A 21,121-nucleotide genomic window follows, 5' to 3' on the forward strand; every position below is an offset into this window, starting at 1 on the left:
GTATGGAGGACGTTCTCGCCCAGCAGCTCGCCGGTGGCCCGTCCGTCGACGACATCGGCGCCGAGGTGTTCGGCGACGACTGGCCGCAGGTGCGGGCCCAGCTGCTCGACCGCGTCGACTTCGGTGTGCTGCACGGCCAGCTCACCGCGACGATGAACGGCGAACCGCTGGAGATCGACCTGCTGGACGGGCTGGGTTCGGTGCTGTTCTCCACCGAACTCGCCGCGATGCGCCATGTCCACGACACGGTGGAGACCGAGTTCAACGTCGGTACCGATGTGAACCGCACGGTGACCACCGTCTCCTCCACCGGCACCGGGAAGTCCGGTGCGGTCCGCGGCCAGGTCGCGCCGATGGGCGGCGCGCCGCTCAAGGCCGTCGGCCAGGTCCAGGGCCAGACCGGTGACGACGGCGTCGTCATCGAGTCGTCGGCCAGCCGCACCGGTGCCGCCACCAAGGCCAAGGTGCCCGGTTCGCTCTTCGACGGTGTGGCCTTCCTCCGCGTCGAGTTCCTCCGCGGCAACGGTGCGACGTCCGGCCGGCGCCAGGCCGCACAGCAGCCCACGACCGCCTTCACCACCGTCGGCTTCCGCACCCTCTCCGAGACCTCGGAGACCGAGGAGACCGACCACGCCACGGTCTTCCGGACCACGTGGGCCGAGCAGCTCCTCGCCGACCGCGGGCCCGACGAGGAACGGCCGGAGCCGACGCAGCAGCCGCGGGTCCTCAAGGAGTCGGTCTTCGGCCCGGGCACGGTCATCCACCGGCCGCCCTTCTCGGTGTGGCACGGCACGTCCGGGAAGGGCGGGCTGCCCGATTCGGCGGTCGTCCACGGGGTGTTCGCCGGCGGCGACATCCATCTGATTCCGCAGGTCAGCCGTACCGGCCAGACCACGAAGACACCGGTGATGATCCGCGAGCGGATCGACGCGATCGGCTTGGAGCACTTCACCGAGGACGAGTGGCAGGAGCTCAAGGACGAGGCCCACAGCAGCTTCCGTATGGAGCGGTTCGGCGCCGGGCTGGCCTGGCTCACCCGCGGCGGCAAGCTGACCAGCTCCCCCCTGGGCAACGCCGTCGGCAAGAAGCATCTGACCATCGCGGCCCAGGGCCGGCTCCAGGCCCTGCGCTATCTGCGGTCGGTGGACGGCGCGGAGCTGAACATCCTCAGCGAGATGTCGAACGGCACCTCCCGGCGCGTCATCACCTGGACGGAGCTGGGCGGTGAGGGCGCTCTCGGCGGGCACATCACCCTGCCCGAGAAGAGCTTCATCGAAGGCATGGGCGGCAAGGGCAAGGCGGTCCGCCGGCGCACCGGCGACCGGTCCGGCGACCAGTCCCGGAACATCGACAGCATCAAGTACGCCGAGCCGATGGCGGTGTTCGCCGGCGAGGCCACCGTGTGGTTCGACGTCACGGACGAGAAGGGCGTCCCTAAGCCGCCCACGCTCAAGAAGCCGCAGGACGTCACCCTGCAGCCGACGGAGGGCACCGCCGGCCCGCAGGAGAAGACCAAGGTGGGCGCGACCGGCGCCGCCACCCTGCCCTTCCTCGTCGCCATCCCGCAGTCGCTGTGCACCCAGGTCGACGGCGGCTACGTGTTCATCCGCGAGGACGAGCTGGCGGCGGAGAAGAAGCTCCGCATGGCGGCCCTGGCACCGCAGGAGGGGACGAGTGCGTCCGCCGCCTCGTCGTCCGCCGTCGCCTCCTCGTCGTCCGCCACGAAGGCCACGGGCGGAACGGAGACCGAGAAGGACACCGGCAAGGAGAAGGGGAAGGGCAAGGAGAAGGCGGAGACCCCGGTCCCGCACCCGCCGGAGTGGGTCGCCCGGCACCGGCTGGCCTCCACCGACCATGTGCTCAGCCTCGGCCTGAGCCGGGAGCACGACAGCTGGCCGCTCTCGGCGCTGCGGAAGGCGTTGCACGGCCGGTTCGGGAAGGCCCATTGGCCGGCGGTCGAGGAGCAGTTGACGCCGCACTTCAACCTGCAGTCGCTGCGGCCCCGCATCCCGCAGCTCAGCCGGAACCGGGAGGCGATGCCCCCCGTCCTCGTGGCGGCCGGTGGCGTCGTCGCCGAGGTGTCCCTGACCGATATCACCTTCCACGATCTGCAACACCGCAGGCACGTCAAGAAGTTCGAGGTGGAGACCGGCACCGCCGGGGCGCGCAGCACCGGCCACATGGTGGACCGGCGCGACCGTTCCCAGATCACGTATCAGGCGGACGTCAAGGCACCGGTCGTCACGGTGCAGTACGCCGCCACCCAGATCGAGGACGTCAGCACCGGCCGCGCCATGGACACGGGCAGCGCCGCGCCCAACACGGGCAAGACCGTCACGGAGTACGACCTCTTCGACGGCTCGGTCACCTTCACCTTCACGATCAACGTGTCGGAGTCCTGGCACGCCAAGCTGTCCGGGCCCGCCCGGCTTCTCCCGCCGGCGGAGACCTCGGAAAAGGAGGACCCGCAGGCGTCGAACACGTCCACCTCCTCTGCGGAGACGTCCGGGGAGAGCACCGACGAAGAGCCGACGCCGCTGGTCGTCACGGCCGAGGTCACCGCGCTCCTCGCCTTCCCCACCCGCGACCTCACCGACGCCGACGGCAAGCTGCTCGCCCCGCACCAGCCGTCGCTGACCGGTGTGCCGCAGCGCATCAAGGACGCGGGCCGGCTGGGCGACAGCGACATCGTCGCGGCCGTCCTGCCCCCGGCCACGGGGTCCATGGTGGAGCTGCTCGATGGCCTCGACCACGAGGGGAGGCTGGTCTTCAAGCGCGGCTGGAACCAGGCCAAGACGGCACTGGCCAGGGCACTCACCACGAACCTGGTCCGGCAGCAGCTGCGCGCCATGATGGCGGACCAGCCGCTGATCATCGATGTGCCGGGCGGCTACTTCCGTCTCACCGCCGGAGTGCGCAGCACGGTGGAGGACGAAACACAGGTCACGTCGGACGGGAAGACGCAGACCGTCACCACGGCGGGCGTACGGACCGGCGAGACCGAGTTCACCGTCGGCGGCAGCGACCGCAACCTCAACATCGGCTACTCGGACGGCACCTCCGCGCTCGCGGGCGGGTCGTCCAAGGGCCGGAGCCTGGCCGCCAACTTCAGCGTCCCCCTCCCGTTCGCACCGGGTGTCAACGCGGTGGGCGGGGTCCGTGTCTTCCGGGGCCGTGGCCACGACAGCATCTCCACGGCGGGCACTGCCGGAAAGTCCTCGTCGACCACGAAGACCAAGGCGCCCTCGGCCCAGCACCAGGGCGAGATCGTGCTGTTCGTCGAGATGGTCTCGACGCAGAACGGGCTGTTCCAGAAAGCCTGGCGGGCCGTGGACCGGATGCGGGCCCGCGGCATCGAGAAGAAGCTCGGCAGCCAGGAGAACGCGGCCGCGGTCAGCTCCGCCGGACCGCGACCGCAGGTCACCGGGCTCGCCCAGGTGCTCCAGCGGCTCGGCGTGCTCGGCCGGCGCCGGAACACCCTCGGCACCGAGGCGTACAAGAAGCTGTTCCGGCACCGCGGCGACCTGCTGCTGCACGGCGGGGGCCGTGCCGTCGGCGCCATCGAGCTCGACATCGACTACATCGTGGAGGACGTGCCGACGGAGAGCACCCCGTCCCTCACCTGGCCGAAGCAGCCCGCCGACGACTGGGTCGTCCGCGGTCTGGACTCCGTGCACGGTGTGCACCAGGTCCTGTCCCGGGGCGGCGCGGCCTTCTTCGGCGCCACGAAGTGGCGGACGAAGCAGGGCGCCGGCGAGCAGACCTGGGAGGAGGTGGCGCAGCACGCGTTCGGCGTCGAGGCGCTGGGCTCCTGGCTGATCGACATGGCGCGGGTGGAGGTGCCCGAGGAAGGGCCCCTGCTGCCGGGCTCCACCCTCGATGTGAGGCTCTGGAAGGAGAAGGGCGAGCAGCTCCGGATCGCGGCGACCGTGGAGCTGCAGACAGACAAGCCGACGCTGCTCCGGGTGGACAAGAAGGCCGAGTCCGCGCAGGCGGCCGAGGCCGGTAACCAGTTCGGTACGGCCCAGCACAACACCAAGCAGTGGCAGGCCCGGGCACAGTTCGGCGCCTCCGGCGGGGCGCCCGGGGTGGACGCCGCCCGGGGCACGGTCAACGCCAGCGGCGGCATCCAGTACCGCGAGGGCGGCACCCAGCGGAACACCAGCCGCGCCTTCGAAGGCACCAAGACCCCCAGCCCGCAGGAGGTCCACTCCGGCTCGGTCCTGGTCACCTTCCACTACTACCGCGGCGACCGGCTCCTCGGCTCGACGCACGGCACGATGCCGGTGACGCTGGGCATCCCCGTCCAGGAAGCGGCGAAGCCGAAGCCGACGGAGAAGCAGAAGAACACCAGCAGCGAGCCGACGGTCACGGAGGAGCCGAAGGCGGCCGCTTCGACGACGGAGCCCCCGACGCCGGCACAGCAGCCCGTGCCGAAGCCTCGGCAGAAGCGCCCGCTCCTCGGGATGAAGTCCGCCACCCCGCCGAACGCCACCGAGCTGACGGAGACCCTGACCGCCTCCGAGGAACAGAGCCTGACGCCCTCGGTCCCGCAGCAGGAACAGCCGAAGGAAGAGCCGAAGGAGCAGGAGCAGGGCAAGGACGAGCAGAAGGAACCGGAGAAGAAGGAGGAGCCGAAGAAGGAGAAGCGGCCGGTTCCCGAAGGTGCCCAGGAGGGGTACTCGGCGACCTACGAGCTGTCGGAGGACAAGCAGCGCAAGCCGGGGATCAACTTCCAGGAATCCGCGGAACGCATGGTGCACCTGTACCTGCTCACCCGGACGCGCGGGACGGCACCGCCCGTCGCCGAACTGCAGCTCTTCGGCGATGTCTCCCAGCTGAAGGCCACCAAGGACGAGAAGCTCACGACCGGGACGCTCGCCACCGACCTCGTCAAGCAGTTCCGCAAGCTGCTGCGCGACGCGGCGAAGAAGGCCGTCCCGAAGGACGGCACGCCGCTGGACCTGGACGCGCTACAGGTCGACGCGGTGAAGCCGTCCGAAGCCGAGGCCGAGGGCAAGGCCACGGCAGAGCCCCTCATCAAGATCACGCTCCGCCGCCCCGGTGCGGACGATTCCTACCTCGACAACGACCTCCGGGTGAAGGCCCGGTCGGACAGGACCGGGGAGTCTGTCCTGGTCAGGCTCGGTGACCTGATCAGCCGTCCGATGGCCCACCTCAAGAAGTCCGGCGAGGCGTCCGGCTACCGCATCGGGCGGGTCTTCCACGGGAACGCCGAGATCAACGGAGACATCGAGAACAACACCCTTTTCGATCTGTCGCAATCGCACTTCCTCCTCTTCCCCAAGGGCCTCACGGACGAGGATCTGAACGAGTGCGATCTGGAGACTGTCAAGACGTTCAAGCGGGGCACCATTCCGTGGCAACAGTCACGTGACCTGTACTTCGCGATGACACACGGTGCGCCCGGATTGGTCGAGGTGGTGATCGACAAGGGCGGTTCCGACGATTCGTACACAGTCACCGGCGAGGCCCTGGGCACGACGCTGAAGCACCGGAAGAGCCTCCGGGACATGCTGAACGCGAAGAAGGCGCAGGAGGCGAAGCCGGAGGCGAAGCCGGAAGCCAAGCCCCAGGAGAAGCCCGAAGAAAAGCCGGAAACCAAGGCCGAAGAGAAGGTCTCGGCGAAGCCGCTGCCGCAGATCGTGCTGCTGGTCTGCCTCGCCGGTGCCAAGGACAAGAGTGGGGCGACCACCGGTCAGGAAGCGGCGGACAATGCCGGTCTGGAGGTCTGGGCGGCCACCGCGTCGGTCTTCGCCTGCGGCCCGGAGGCGGCGAAGGAAACCGTCCTCCCCCTCGGCCTGATGTACGACGAGGAGGCGGACAAGGAGGGCGAGTGGCAGCTCTTCCGGCCGACGTCGTGGACGTACACCGCGCACCCCAAGTACGCGGAGTACAAGCAGAGCTTCAAGAAGCTGGTGAACCTCCTCAAGAAGGGGACCGAAAAGGACTTCCTGGCCGCGAACGACCAGTGGAAGCAGCTGAAGGAGGAGATCTACGCCCTCTTCGACGGAGAGCGGAACCTCCCCATCGACCAGGACGCCAAGGGCGTCTCCCCCGAGGCCACCCAGCCCGCCCTGCGGCGCACCCGTGAGCTGAGCCTCTGGGCCGCCGGGCGGCTGGAGCGGATGCACTCCCTGTTGAAGAAGCTGCCCAAGGAGGTCGCGACCAAGGAGACCGTGGCCACCGCGTTCAACGATCTGCTGAAGGAAACAGGGGATCAGGTCGAGCGGGTCATGCACACGCTGGTCGACGAGTGGGACGCCCTGCTGGGCGACTCCCTCGCCGCCGCCATGTCCTCCGCCGATCTGGAGGTCCTCCCCGGGGAAAAGCCGAAGGCCGCCGCGGAACTCGTTTCTCCGGCCGGGTTCGAGGACAGTGAGGTCACTGGCTCCTTCACCGAGCCCACCCCCGCCGACTTCACGCCTCCCCCCGGCTTCACGGACTTCTTCCCCGCAGCTCCCACCGGCTTCACCACCGATTTCACGATGGACCCGGCGCCCCCCACCGGCTTCACCGAAGTCACCCCCACCGACCTCACACCCCCGCCCGGCTTCACGGACTTCTTCCCCGCCCCTCCGACCGGCTTCACCGAAGTCACCCCCACCGACCTCACACCTCCCCCCGGCTTCACGGACTTCTTCCCCGCCCCTCCGACCGGCTTCACCGAAGTCACCCCCACCGACCTCACACCTCCCCCCGGCTTCACGGACCCCTTCCCCGCCCCTCCGACCGGCTTCACCACCGATTTCACGATGGACCCGGCGCCCCCCACCGGCTTCACCGAAATCCCCCCCACCGACCTCACACCCCCGCCCGGCTTCACCGACGCCATCCCCGCCCCTCCGAGCGGCTTCACGGACCCCTTCCCCGCCCCTCCGACCGGCTTCACCGAAATCACCCCCACCGACCTCACACCTCCCCCCGGCTTCACCGACGCCATCCCCGCAGCCCCCACCGGCTTCACCACCGATTTCACGATGGACCCGGCGCCCCCCACCGGCTTCACCGAAATCACCCCCACCGACCTCACACCTCCCCCCGGCTTCACGGACCCCTTCCCCGCAGCCCCCACCGGCTTCACCACGGAGCCGGGCGCGCCCACGCAGTGGACCTTCGAGGTCACGGAGCCCCTCGACGAGGAGACGGACGGGGCGGTGCCGCGGCCCCCGACCGGGTTGCGGCTGTTCAAGAGCGCGCTCTCCGCCCCGAACGCGCCGGCGTACAGCTCCCAGGCGGCACCGCCGCAGGAGCAGGACGAGGAACTTCCCTCGGACGGCGAGGCGATGGACGAGGGGTCCACCGACGGGGAGTACACCTACGACGAGACGACGGACGACGAGTCGGTGGGCTCGGCGGCCATGGAGGGCGTCGTCCCGACGATCGGCTGGGTGTCCGGTCCGGACTTCCCGCTCGGCGCCGGGCTGAACCCGCAGCCGACCGAGGAGGAGCTCCGGGCCAAGGATCTCTCCCGTGCCCGAGCGGCGCTGGAGCAGTTGCGGACGTACGTCGCCACCTGGCAGCAGTCGCTTCAGCCCGAGGCCGGGCGGACCGCGCACCCCTGGCTGACGGGCACCGGGCAGGAGCCGTACCACCTCCGTAAGAAGAAGCTGGACGCGTTCCTCGCCACCAATCTGCCGTTCTTCCCCGATCTGCTGGCGGACGGCCACGACAGCGCCGTGCGGCGTTTCATGGCGCAGCACGTGGAGCCGTGGACGACCGGTCAGCTGCTGGACGAGGCCACCGAGGCGTTCGCACGCCTCACCGGCACGCCCGCCCCCGTACCGGCGCCGATCGCCGTGCTCCTGGCGGAGCTGCGGGAGCAGGCGTCCCTCAGCGACAAGACGATCGAGCAGGTGACGCACGCCTGGGGCGAAGTGTGGACGGCCTTCGTGTCCGCACCGGACCGCCCCGGGTACAAGCAGCACGCCGAGACGCGGCTCCGCCGCTATCTGGAGCTGGCCGAGGGCACCGCCGGCCACCGGATCGTGCCGGTGGAGACGCTGGCCACGGTGCTGCTGCTCAGCGGTCTGCCGCTCAATGGTGACCGGGGTCCCTTCATCCTCCCCGACCGCCTCCTGTGGCAGTACTTCGGCGGCCTGTTCGCCGACGGGAAGGCCCTCCTGGGGGCGGAACTGGCGGGCCGGGCCCGCTACTTCTTCGGCCGGTACCTCGGTGGTCTGCTCTCCGCGGAGCAGCTGTTCGCCTTCGTCGTCGACGCGGCGTTCCAGCTGACCGGCCGCACCGGTGACACCCCCGGGGAACTGACGGAGGAGATGGCGCAGGAGGTGCAGTTCCTCTTCCGCGAGCTGCACCAGTTCTTCCAGGCCGAGACGTCCGTCCCCTACACCAGGAGCATCCCCGGCTCGGTGCCGTCCTCGCCGGCGCCGCTGTTCGCCACGGTCCGTACCCCGGACGACGAGATCATCCTGGACATGGTCGAGGATCCGGCGCTGCGGATCCGCTACGCGAGCGGGTACGAGGAGCGGTACGCGCAGGTCGCGGAGGCCTTCGCGACGACCGAGCAGATCCGCGCGGAGTTCTTCCGCAGCGCCCGGCAGCAGCTCGCCACGGACGCCTGGCGGAACGGCTGGCTGCTCGCCGACGATCCGATGGACCGGCTGCGGAACGGCTACCGGCCGACTCCGCGGGACCACGCCGCCTACCTCGCGTTCCGGGCACACTCGGGCCCTACGCGGAACGAGAGCGCCACGCTGTGGGGCCTCTTCCAGCAGCTGGCCGCCGACGGGCAGGGCACCGCCTCCGCCGAAGCGGTCCTGGAGCTGTCCGCGGTGTACGCCCTGGTCAGCGGCGATCTGGCGGAGGGCTACGCCCAGAGCCTCGCCGAGCGGAAGCTGTCCGCCATGGCCACCGCCGCCGTCGTGGCGGCCGGCCTGAACCGGCTGAACACGTACACCGGCCCGCTGTGGCACCGGCGGAACCTGACCGGACTCCCCTACACGGTGGGGAGTGAGATGGACCTCGGCCTGACCGTCGCGGGGACCTCCCCGAACGGCCGGGGCAACGTCGAGATCGTCTACGCGTCCTTCACCGCCACCTCGACCGCGCAGCTCCACGGGGGCGATCCGAAGTCGCCCGTGGTCTTCCCGCCCGGTACGAAGGGCGTCGTCACCGCCGTCGAGTCGGCGCCGGAGCTGACCATCCCGGCCACCGCGGACTCCCCGGCTGTCCCCGGCTACCGGCTGCGTGTCGTGCCGATGGTGCGGGAGATCGGCGAGCCGGTCCTGGTGCGGCCGTCCCGCGCCGTCGAGAAGGAGCTGGGCACCTCCCTCAGCCCGGTGCGGTTCCAGCAGTTCGAGGCCCGGCGCTTCGAGCTGGGCGACGGGACACAGCTGCTCCGGCTGACCGCCACCATCCATCTCGCGCCCGACGCCCGGCTGTCCGCCGAGGACATGGACGTCATGGAGCAGATGGCGCTCGACGTGGTGCGCCGGAACGACAACGTGGGGCACCGCTTCCCCGACGGTGCTCTGGTGCAGTTCGTCCCGGAGTTCACCACCGATGCGCCCCGGGCGCACCACAAGGTGTCCCTGCTGCCGGGTACCGGCCGTGCGAACAGCGCCACCTGGTACCGAGGGATGCAGGACCAGACGGCCCGTCACGAGGTGACCCACCTCTACGGCCCCCGCGACTGGTACCAGGAGAATCTGCCGCGTCCGGTGGACGAGGACGGCTCCGTCATGTCCACCACGTGGGTCGACGACCTGGGCGAAGCCCGGCTGAACTCCAACTTCCCCGCCGCTGACACCAACCGGTTCACACCGAATCTGCGCTGGCTGCGGCACGACCTGATGATGCTGTGGGCCTCGTACCGGCGCTCCCAGCTGGAGCAGGAAGGGGCACCGCAGCGGCCCGGCCTGCCTCCGTTGATCACCGTGCCGCAGGAGGTCCGCGAGCGGGTGCTCTGGGGGAACGCCTCCCGGCCCGGGCGGATGGCGCCGCGCAACGGTGCCACCCACCGGGAGGTCCCGGAGATCAGGGGCGAGCGCAACCCCAACGGCACCTACTGGGCGGTGTACCCGAGCCGGTTGCCGCTCGGTCGCCCCCGGGGACCGTTGCAGAGCACCACGAACACCTGGCACCTGTCCGGCGCGGGCGACCTCTCCACGTCGCTGCCGCGTGACGGCCGCGTCCTGATGTTCCCGCCGGAGATGACCGAGGACGAGGTGGTGACCGCCGCCGAGCAGGCGCTGCTGAACTGGCTGCAGAAGAGCGGCGGTTGGCCCGAGGGCGCCGGGCGGGTCACGTTCGACGGCGTCTACCAGGGCCTGCGTATCCGGGGCACGGCGGACGCCAAGGGCACGATCCTCGACTTCGCCCCGCACGAGCGGCAGGTCGACCCCGAGGACCGCGCGCCGGACCCGCGCCCGCTCCAGCGGCCGCTGTCCCGCCCCCATATGAGGCCGTTCCAGAAGGGCAGGATGCCCCGCATCACCCGGATGACGGAACGCTTCGTGCTCGACGGCGACCGGGCCAGGCGCGTCGGCGGCCACCACCACTACAACGCGCAGACGCCGTTCCTGTCGGTCACCGCGGATGTGCAGAACCTCCGCGGCACGACGTACCGTCTGCGCAGCGGGCCGGGGCGCGTACAGCCGAACGGTGTGCGGGCGGCGCAGGTGTGGCTGCTCGACAACAAGGTCGGACGGCTCACGGAAAAGGCCAATCACGACAGCAGTGTCTGGCGCCCCGTCCTCGACGGCGAGCACGGCACCCACATGCTCTTCCCCGCGGAGTGGTCGGCGAGCCAGCTCTGGAACGCCATCGCGAAGGCTCATGAGAACGCGCTGCACACCGGGCGGTTCACCCTGCCCGGCATGGACGACGCCCGGATCCAGGCCGGCTACGTCTGGATCGGCGAGAGCAGCGGCGTCCGTATCGAGGGGTACGTCCTCCAGGGGCGGCATGTGTGGGTCCGGCCCTCCGCACACCAGCCGCTGCCCCACTGGCGGCACCGGGACTCCGCCGTCGTCGTGGCTTCCACTGCCCCGCGCCTGGTGGGGGTGGTCTTCCCGGGCCAGAAGCCGATTCCCTTCACGCTGACGTACCACGTGCTCCGCGGCAACGACCTCGCCGTGCGGCTGGTGCGCACCGTCCCCGTGCCGCCCACGACCACCGCCGAGGAGAGGCAGCGGCTGGAGGCGCTGAAGGCGGCGGTGCAGCGCGATATCGACCTGCGGTACAACTCCGTCCCGCGGCGGAGCGGCAGTCCGCTGGTCCGCTTCGAGCTGTCCTACGAGGAGAACTCCGGCCTGACGGCGGCGGACTACCTCGACCGTGCCGACCAGATCGGGCACGGGGCGCTGGCGTCGAGTTGGCTGGAATTCGGTCCGGGTCCGGCGTACATCGATGCGGCGGACCGCCTGGCGAGGGGCGCGTCCCCGATGCCGCACCCGCTGACCGTCCCCGATGCGTGGCTCCCCGAACTCACCCCCGAGGAGTCGGCGCTCGCCGGCCAGGACGCGGGGGCGGCGGCCCGGTACCGGGAACAGGCGCGCCAGTCCGTGCTGCGGGCGCTCGGCGCCCGCTCCCCGGACTCCGTGTTCCACACGGTGATCCAGCCGCTGCTGGACGCCTACCCGGCTCACCAGGTGGCGCCCTACGCCACCGCGCAGAGCACCGTCGAGGAACTGCTCGCCCAGCGCCACGCGCGCTTCGCCGCCGGTGCGGGGAGCCGGGTGGACCACCTGCCGCCCGGTGTCACGGACGAGTACGTGCGGATGCTCGCCCTCCGCGCCGTCCAGTTGGGGCAGATGCTGAGTCCGCTCCAGCTCCTCTTCGCCACCTCCTTTCCCGGCCACCCGGACCTGACCGTCCAGATCAGGGCCGACCGCCTCGGCGTCGTCCACGACTACCGGCTGGTGCCGAGGGCGGAGAGCGACAGCCCCTGGCCGCAGACGGGCACCGGCGGACAGCAGCCCGTACCGGCACCCGTCCAGCAGGCGCCGGTTCAGCAGACGCCGGTTCAGCAGGCCCCGGTCGAGCAGGCGCCGGCCGAGCACGCCGACAGCGACATGTCCGTGGACGACATGGACATTGACGACCTGATGGAGGAGGACGGCCTCGAGGAGAGCGCAGCGCGGCAGGCGCCGCTCGCCGCCCCGGCGGCCGTCGTCCCCAACTCCTCCGCACAGGAGGACGTCGAGGACCTCACCCAGCAGCTCCAGGACCAGCACCTCACCGAGGAGAAGGACGACAAGAACGAGAAGGACGAGAAGGAGGAGAGCACGGAGGAAGAGCCGGACGAGGAGGCGTACCGGCTGCTCTTCGCGACCGATGACGACGAAGCGAAGCTGCTGCTCTTCCAGACCATCGTGACCCGGGCGATCCAGCTGTCGCTGAACAGCGTGCACGAGGGAACACCGCTCCCCGAGATCGAGGTGCGGTCCTACGTCAGCGACAGCAATCCGGTAATGGGCTCCAAGGGCACGCCGACGCCGGCCGACAAGCTCGCCCGGCGGGCCAAGCGGGGGCTGCAGAAGGCGTGGCAGCAGCAGCTCGCCGCCCTCGACCCGGACGGCCTGCTGGAGAAGGCCGTCGTGCCGATCACGACGCCGGTCCCGGAGGACGGAGCCCGGCGGGCCGACGCCAACGGTGCGCCGTTCACCGAGTTCCGCATCCGGTCGCACCGGACGACCGACCGGTTCCAGGACCCGGACTTCACGATCCGGAGCATCACGGCGCAGTCGGGCCAGACCACTTCCCTGCGCCTCGGCGACCTGCACCACCACCGCATCCTGAACGCCGAGGGCGAGCGGGCCGGGCGGGCCTTCTTCTCGGAGTCGGAGGCCCAGACCCGGATCAAGTCGTTCACCCATCTCGATCTGGCGAAGGAGACCTTCGCGCACTACACCGTCCTGGACGTGGAGACGGCGGACGGGCTCACCAAGAAGCAGCACGTCGTCTCCGGGTACGAGAAGGTGCCGTGGGACCCCTCCCGGCCCCTCTACGTCGCGCTGACGCACGGCGCGCCCGGCTCCGTACAGCTGACGGTGACGGCGGACGGCAAGACGTCGTCGCACCCGGTGGACGCCGAGGCGCTGAGCGACATGCTCAAGCGCCGCGGGAGCTTCACCGGCATGCAGCAGCGCCACGGCAGGAAGGCGCAGCTCATCCTGCTGATGTGCCACGCCGGAGCCAACGATGCCGACGGCCGGAGCGTGGCGCAGGAGGTGGCCGACCGCCTCGGTATCGAGGTGTGGGCGGCCACCACCGCCACCGTCTCGGTGCAGACGTGGGTTCCCTCCCTGACGGAGAACCACGCCTTCGGCCTGATGGCGCACGGGAAGACGGGCGAGCCCGGCGAGTGGCTGCTGTTCCGGCCCGCCTCCTGGGGCGACGCCACCGGCATCACGGTCCATGAACTGAACGCGCCGGACAACGTCTTCACCACGGTCGACACCCCCGACGACCTCCAGGCCCCGCTCGGCTTCAACCTGCAGACCAACGGCGTCTCCCCGGCTTCCCGGTCCGCGGTCCGGCGCTCCGCGCCCTCCGCCGTCATGGACCTGGACACCGTCGACGAGACGCCGGCACCGGCGCCACGGACGCCGGAGCCGGTCGTCGGCGGTCCCAGCGAGTTGCGGGAGACGTACACGCTGCGCTCCACGGACACGCACGAGCTGACCGAGCCGGGGATGCGGCGCGTGATCTTCGAGGTCGCGGGGCGTCTGATCGCTCTGGAGGCGAGCACCCGGCGGCGGGGCACGGCCCGGCCGCGCGTCGAGGTGTCCGTCTTCGGGAACACCGGCCGGCTGACGGTGGACGGCTCCGACACGCCGCACACCGGCCGGACGCTGGCGTCACAGCTCACCGAGCGCCTGCGGGACGAGCTGCGCGAACTGGTCGGCGATCAGGCCGAGGAGTTCTCGATCACGCAGGTGAAGCCGCCCCTGACGGAGGGCACGTTCACCGCCGACATCTCCCTCCACCTGCCCGGCGTGACCGACGCGTTCCTCGACGAGGACCACGCGCTGCCGCCGGTGGAGTCGGCCCCGTACCAGTACGCCGTCATCCGGCCGCGCGACCTCCAGCACCAGCGGATCGTCGTCAAGCAGATCGGCGATGTCGAGTTCCTCGCCGGCCGGGCGTTCCACCCGGCCAGTGAGTACGCCGACAACTCCTGGGACATCACCGCGGTCGATGTCAGCAATGTCCGCTTCCCGCATGTCCTCTACACCCCGGACGAGGAGAGGCAGCACCGGATGATCGGCTGGGGCACGGCGGGCTGGGACCCGCGGCGCCCCACCTATGTGGCGATGACGCACGCCAAGCCCGGTTCGCTGGAGCTGGTCGTGTCGGACGGCCGCGGCTCGCGCGCGCACTCCGTTCCGGGCAGGACGTTCGCCCATGTGATCACCAAGCGCGGGAGCTACCAGCAGCTCAAGGAGCTCGGCCGTCCGCAGGTCATCCTCATCGCGTGCTCGGCCGGTGCCGACGCGCAGGAGTACGGCGTCAACGCGGCTCAGGAGGTCGCGGACGAACTCGGGGTGGAGGTGTGGGCGAGCGACACCGTCGTCGTGTCGATGCCGCCGGAGAACGGCTGGCAGGGCACCGCCTTCGCCCTTGAGGTCACCGACGGCCGGTACGGCGAGTGGAAGCTCTTCGTCCCGCGGTCCTGGACCAAGGAGTCGCACCCCGGGTACGAGCGGCACGAGCAGGACCTCGCGATGGTGGAGGGCCTGCTCGGCGGCGAGTCGGGCATCGAGGATCCGCTGGACGACTGGGAGGTGGCCGTCACCATCTGGGAGGAGATGCAGCGGCGGCTGCACCGCCACCTCTTCGACGCCCCGCACCACTCCGCGCTGCTCCCGACGGACACCGCGGAACTGGCCGCCTCGCACCCGTCCGCGCAGCCCGTCCTGCGGCGGACCCGGGATCTCGGGGCCTGGGTCCGTGACCGGCTGGGCCCGCTCCACGAGCTGCTCGGCGGTGTACTGGACGGCTTCGAGTCCCACCGACGCGCCGACGCGCCGCCGGACACCGCCCTCGCGAACCGGCTGGCCGCCATGCGCGAGGGCGTGGCGGCGCTGCGGGCCGCCCTCGACGGCGAGCGGATCCCGATGTGGGACTTCCTGCTGCGCGACGAGAACGCCGCCCGCGCGCCGCAGCAGGAGTCCCCGGGCCAAGACGGGTTCCGCACCCCGCCGCGTCCGGAGTCGGAGTCGGAATCGGACCTCGACGACTCCATGGAGATCGACGAGGAGACCGAGGCAAGCGAGGACACCGCCTCGGTCGATGACGCCGTCTCGCAGGGGTCGGCGCCGATGGACCTCGACGAGGGGTCCGTGGCCCCGGTGTCGCCCCGCAGCCGGAGAGCCGCGCCGTCCGGTACGGAGAAGGTGGAGAAGGCGGAGAAGGTGGAGACCGCGCCACCGGTCTCCACCGGCCCGCGTGTCCCGGACGTCCGCACGGGCAAGGCGAACCCGGCAGCCGGCCGGGCGAAGCAGCGGACGGGCTCCCTCCCCTTCGCCAACCTCGACGCGAAGCCGCTGGCCAACCTCGATGCCGCGCCGGTCGCCAAGTCCGCACCGCCGCAGCCGGTGACCGCACCGCAGGTGCCCACTCCCCGGCCGCTGACGGAGCCGGTCACCGAGACGCCGCTGCAGCAGCCGGTCACGGCCCCGGTGTCCGGAAAGAGCGGGCAGGCACCGAAGGTGCCGCTGGTCGAGGACCGGACCCTGGTCCTCGGGCGGCTCCAGGCGACGCGGTGGGACCAGAGCCGGGCGAGCGCGTCCGGCGCGGCCGTCGGTCAGATCCGGTACGCGTTCGGGCAGTTGAACGTACCGGAGCTCACGCCCGGCAGTCCGGTCACGGTGCTGGCGACCGGTGGGCGGAACGGCCAGCCGCCCCGGATACTGCACCTGACCGGGGCGGTGTGGGACGACGACTCCTCCCAGGAGGTGCAGAAGATCGTGGCGGCGCTGCTGCGGCGGGCCGCCAAGATCGCGCACGGCGACGGCATCGACCCGGGCGCCGACCTCGTCCTCGCCCGGACCAACACTCCGGTGCTGACGCCCGAACTGCTCGGTGTGTACGGCTTCGAGGAGCTGGTGGGCAGCGGTGGCCTGTGGCGCACGTCGGCCGGTGCGCTGATCGCGGTGGTGCAGGGGCTTGACCAGCCGGAGGATCTGGTCGTCGACAACTGCGAGACCCCCCGGACCCACCAGCCTCCCCGGTGACCGGCGCACCCGCGGTACGGGGCACCGCCGCCCCGTACCGCGGACCCGCCCGCCGGCCATCCGCCGTTCACCGCCCCGTCCCGGTCAGGAGGTCCCCGAACAGGGATCTGGGCAGGTGCCGGGCGGGGCGGGAGGATGTGCGTGGACCGATGCCGTTCCCCGCGCGCGACGCCCGGCGGCCACCTGTCGCCCGGTGGCGCCCGAAAGGGCCGCCGTCTTCCGTCGTGCACCGGCATCTCCGCGCCGATTCCCGCCCGCACGAGGAGCACCGCCCATGTCCGACCGCCCATCGTTCGACCTCGCGGCCCTCACGGAGCGGATGCGAAGCCTTCAGGGCAGCCTCGCCGGAATGAACGACGCCGTCGGCGCCGCCGAGGCGACCGGCCACGCCGGTGGCGGCCTGGTGACCGCGAAGGTCAACGGCGAGGGCCGGGTGACGTCGCTGCGGATGGACCCGTCGGTCATCGACCCGGACGACCCGCAGACGCTGGAGGATCTGGTCATCGGCGCGATCGACGCGGCGCAGTCGACGCTCCGGGCGGCCCGCGCCGAGCAGGTCGAGGAGTTCACCCAGGGGCTCACCGGCCTCGCCGCGGGCCTGCGGGAGCAGACCGCGCGCCGCCCGAAGTCCCCTCCGGTGAACCCGTTCGCCGGCCTCGCCGACGGTCCCGCCCACCCGCCCCAGGGCGGTCCCGCACCCCGCTGACCCGTTCAGCACTCCCCTCCTCTGCCGCCCCACCTCCCTGCACAGAGAGCCCTGATGTCGCGGATCGTCTTCCACCGCCCCGCCCGGGTCGCCCCGCCCCAACTCCCGACCGACCCGGTGGTGGTGGCCGCGCCACCCCAGCCGATCGCCAAGGACTCCGGCGCCAACTGGCTGATGCTGCTGATGCCGCTGCTGTCCAGCATCAGCATGGCCGCGTACATGATCGTCGCGGGCAAGAAGATGCTGATCCTGCTCGGCATCTCCTTCGTCCTGCTCTCCATCGGTCTGACCTTCGGTGTCCGGATGCAGATGCGCGGCACCCAGCGCAAGCAGCGGCTGAGCGCCCGTGACCGCTATCTGGAACACCTCGTCGAGATCCGGAAGACGGCCCGTCAGGTCGCCTCCGACCAGCGCACCGTCGCCGCCTGGCAGCACCCCTCGCCGCACCGCCTGTGGGCCATCGCCCGGCGGCGCCGCCGCGTGTGGGAGCGCCGCCCCACCGACCCGGACTTCCTCCAGGTCCGCATCGGCACCGGCCGGGCGCCGCTGTCCACGCCGGTGCGGCTGGCGACCCGTAACGACCCGACGGTCGAGTACGACACCCGGGCCAAGGCCGCCGCGGACCGGCTCATCGAGAACACCGCGAGCGTCGGCCACCAGCCGGCCACCGTCGACCTCGACCAGTCCGGCGTCATCAGCGTGGTGGGCCCGGCCGGGCGCGCCCGTGGTGTGGCCCGGGCGCTGCTGAGTCAGGTCGCGGTGCTGCACGCGCCCGACGACGTCTGCCTGACCGTCGTCACCGGCGGTTCCGAGGACGCGCAGTGGGACTGGGCGAAGTGGCTGCCGCACACCCATGAGGAGGACGCGACGGGTGAGGCGGGCGTGGTCCCGCTGGTCGCGGAGGACTTCGACGGTGTCGCCGACCATCTCGCCTCCTGGCTGACCGCCGCGCACGAGCAGGCCGCCGCCGCCCGCCGCACCTTCACCTCCGGCCGCGACGCCGCCGCGGGCCGCCGCCGTCTGATCGTCCTGCTCGACGGCTACGACCCGCGCAGCGCCTGGGCCCGCTCGGCCGTCGCCACGCAGCTGCTGGCGGACGCCGGTCCCGGCACCGGCGTCACCGTCGTGTGCGTGGTGAGCCGCGAGGCCGACGAGCCGACCCGCGCCGATGTGCGCGTCCACGTCGACGAGGACGGCCGGCTGCGTATCGAGAACCGCCGCAGCGACAACCGGGGCGGCTCGGCCCCGCACGTCGACGGCGCCGTCGCGGATGAGCCGAGCCCGGTGCTCTGCGCGGCGACGGCCCGTGCGCTGGCGCCGCTGCGGCTGTCCGCGGAGGGTGAGGAGATCCTCGCCCAGACCATGTCGCTGCCGAACCTGCTGGGCGTCCCGGACCTCGACTCGTTCGATCCGGAGGACCTGTGGATCGCCCCGGACTCCGAGGACGTACTGCGCTTCCCGGTCGGCTTCGACGGCGAGGGGCGGCCACTCGCCCTGGACCTCAAGGAGGCCGCCCAGGGCGGTATGGGCCCGCACGGGCTGGTCGTCGGTGCCACCGGTTCCGGCAAGAGTGAGCTGCTGCGGACCCTGGTGGGCGGTCTGACCGCGATCCACTCGCCGGACATCCTCAGCTTCGTCCTCGTCGACTTCAAGGGCGGCGCGACCTTCGCGGGCGTCACCGAACTCCCGCACGTCGCCGGTCTGATCACCAACCTGGTGGACGATCTGGCCCTGGTCGACCGGGTCCGTGACGCCCTCCAGGGTGAGCAGCAGCGACGGCAGAAGCTGCTGCGGGACGCCGGTAACCTCGACAACGTCCGCGAGTACCAGCTGCGCCGGGCCGCCGGGCAGACCGGGCCGGACGGTCAGCCACTGGAGCCGCTGCCGTATCTCCTCGTCATCGTCGACGAGTTCGGCGAGCTGCTCTCCAGCCGCCCCGACTTCATCGACCTGTTCGTCCAGATCGGCCGGGTCGGCCGAAGCCTGGGCATCCACCTCCTGCTCGCCACCCAGCGGCTGGAGGAGGGCAAGCTGCGCGGTCTGGAGTCCAACCTCTCGTACCGGATCTGTCTGCGGACCTTCTCCGCCGCCGAGTCCCGCGCCGTCATCGGTACCCCGGACGCCTACCAGCTGCCGCCCATCCCCGGCTCCGCGTACCTCAAGGTCGCCGACTCGGTGTACGAGCGGTTCCGTGTCGCCCATGTCTCCGGGCCGCACGAGAGCGCCGAGGAGCGCGACGCCGTCGACAGCCCGGTGTCCGCGGCGCCCGTGCCGTTCGGGCTGCGCCGCGCGCCGGACCCGGACGCGGAACCGGCGCCCGAGCCCGAGCAGCGTCCCCGGCCGCTGCTCACCGGCCCCACCGAGATGCAGGTGCTGGTCGAGCGGTTGCTGCGGTCCGGTCAGGCCGTCCACCAGGTGTGGCTGCCGCCGCTGCCGCGGGCGCTGCCGCTGGACGCGCTCACCGGCCCGCTCGCCGCGTCGCCGGACGTCCCGGGGCTGCGCGCCCAGTGGTGGCCGGAGCACGGCACGCTGAAGCTGCCGGTCGGTGTCGCGGACATCCCGGTGATGCAGCAACAGCACCCCGTCGTCCCGGACTTCGCGCACGAGTACGGACATCTCGCCCTCATCGGCGCGCCCCAGTCCGGCAAGAGCATGTTCCTGCGCACCCTCATGCTCTCCGCGATGGCCACGCACTCCCCCGACGAGATCCAGTTCCTCTGCGTCGACTTCGGCGGCGGCGCGCTCCAGCCGTTCGACCGGGCGCCGCACGTCAGCGGTGTGGTCGGCCGGCACGACCCGGAGCGGGTGCAGCGTGCGCTCGCCGAGGTGGCCCAGCTGCTGACCGAGCGGGAGCAGCTCTTCCGGGAGCTGGGGATCGACTCGGCCGAGGAGTTCCGGCGCCGCCGCGCGGCCGGGAAGCTGCCCGACGGGGTCCGCAGCGCCGATATCTTCCTGCTCCTCGACAACTGGGGCGGGCTCCGCGGTGAGCTGCTCGACAAGGTCGACATCGACGCCACCGTCCTGGACATCGCGGCGCGCGGTCTGGGCGTCGGCATCCACATGGTGCTGACCGCCAACCGCTGGGCGGATCTGCGGATGGCGCTGCGCGACAGCATCGCCGCACGGCTTGAGCTGCGGCTCAACGACCCCGCGGAGTCGGAGATCGACCGCCGTGCGGCGCGCCGTTTCGCCTCCGCGACCGCCCCGGGCCGCGGTCTGGCCCCCGGTGGGGTGCAGTTCCAGGTGGCGCTGCCGCGGCTGGACGGAATGGACACCCTCGACGGTCTCGCCGAGGCGCAGCAGGACGCCCTCACCAAGATCGCCGACTCCTGGCCGACGGCCGCGGCGCCGCCGATCCGGATGCTGCCGGAGCGGCTCACCCGCACCGAACTGGCGGCGCTGCCCGCCGCCTCGGACCGTCCGTCGGCGGGTGTGGCGATCGGTGTGGCCGAGCAGGATCTGCTCCCCGTCCACCTGGAACTGACCGACGCGGACCCGCACTTCCTGGTGTTCGGCGACTCCGGTTCCGGCAAGTCGGCGTTCCTGCGCAGCTGGCTGACGGGGATGGCCGAGCAGTACTCCGCGTGGGAGGCCCGGTTCATCGTCATCGACTACCGGCGTTCGCTGCTCGGCATCGTCCCCGACGAGCACCTCGGCGCGTACGCGGGCGACGCCACCGCCGCCGCCTTCTACGCGGAGCAGGTCGCCGAGAAGCTGGCCGAGCGGATGCCGCCGGCCGACGTCACGCACCAGCAGCTGCGCGACCGCGACTGGTGGGAGGGGCCCGAGCTGTATGTCGTCGTCGACGACTACGACCTCGTCGCCAACGGGCGTCAGTCGCCGCTGGCGCCGCTGGTGGACTATCTGCCGCAAGCCCGTGAACTGGGCTTCCATCTGGTGACGGCGCGCCGGGTGTCGGGCTTCGCGCGGACCGCGATGACCGATCCGATGCTGACCCGGGCGCGGGAGCTGGGCGCCTCCGGGCTGGTGCTGTCCGGCGAGTCGAAGGAGGGCGTGGTGCTGGGCGGCGAGCGCGCCGAGGCGCGGGTGCCGGGCCGTGGTGTGCTGGTGCATCGCCGCGCGCCGCGGACGGTGGTGCAGCTCGCGCTCACCGAGGCGGACGCCGCCGATCAGGGCGACGGCTACTGACCGCCGCACCCCGCTGAAGCCCGTACGTCGTGGGGCCCGGTCC

At 71.5% G+C, this 21,121-nt stretch carries 3 protein-coding genes (1 of these 3 running past the window's edge); all 3 read left to right on the forward strand.

The genetic code is table 11. The features are described 5' to 3' along the window. A protein-coding gene (locus ACF1BH_RS12225) for a protein-glutamine glutaminase family protein (protein WP_391642372.1) crosses the window boundary here: on the forward strand, positions 1-16,223 show its 3' portion. It extends 19,783 nt beyond the left edge of the window; only the last 16,223 of its 36,006 coding nucleotides appear in the window; its start codon lies off the left edge, out of view; its stop codon occupies positions 16,221-16,223. Positions 16,224-16,497: 274 nt separating this feature from the next. After that, on the forward strand, positions 16,498-16,929 hold the full coding sequence (locus ACF1BH_RS12230) for a YbaB/EbfC family nucleoid-associated protein (protein WP_391642373.1): 432 nt from the start codon (positions 16,498-16,500) through the stop codon (positions 16,927-16,929). Between the two features lie 54 nt (positions 16,930-16,983). After that, complete coding sequence (eccCa, locus tag ACF1BH_RS12235; RefSeq protein WP_391642374.1) at positions 16,984-21,078, forward strand: type VII secretion protein EccCa; 4,095 nt, start codon at positions 16,984-16,986, stop codon at positions 21,076-21,078. Positions 21,079-21,121 lie beyond the last annotated feature (43 nt).

This window comes from Streptomyces sp. NPDC014733 (assembly GCF_043083385.1).
Classification (GTDB): Bacteria; Actinomycetota; Actinomycetes; order Streptomycetales; family Streptomycetaceae; genus Streptomyces.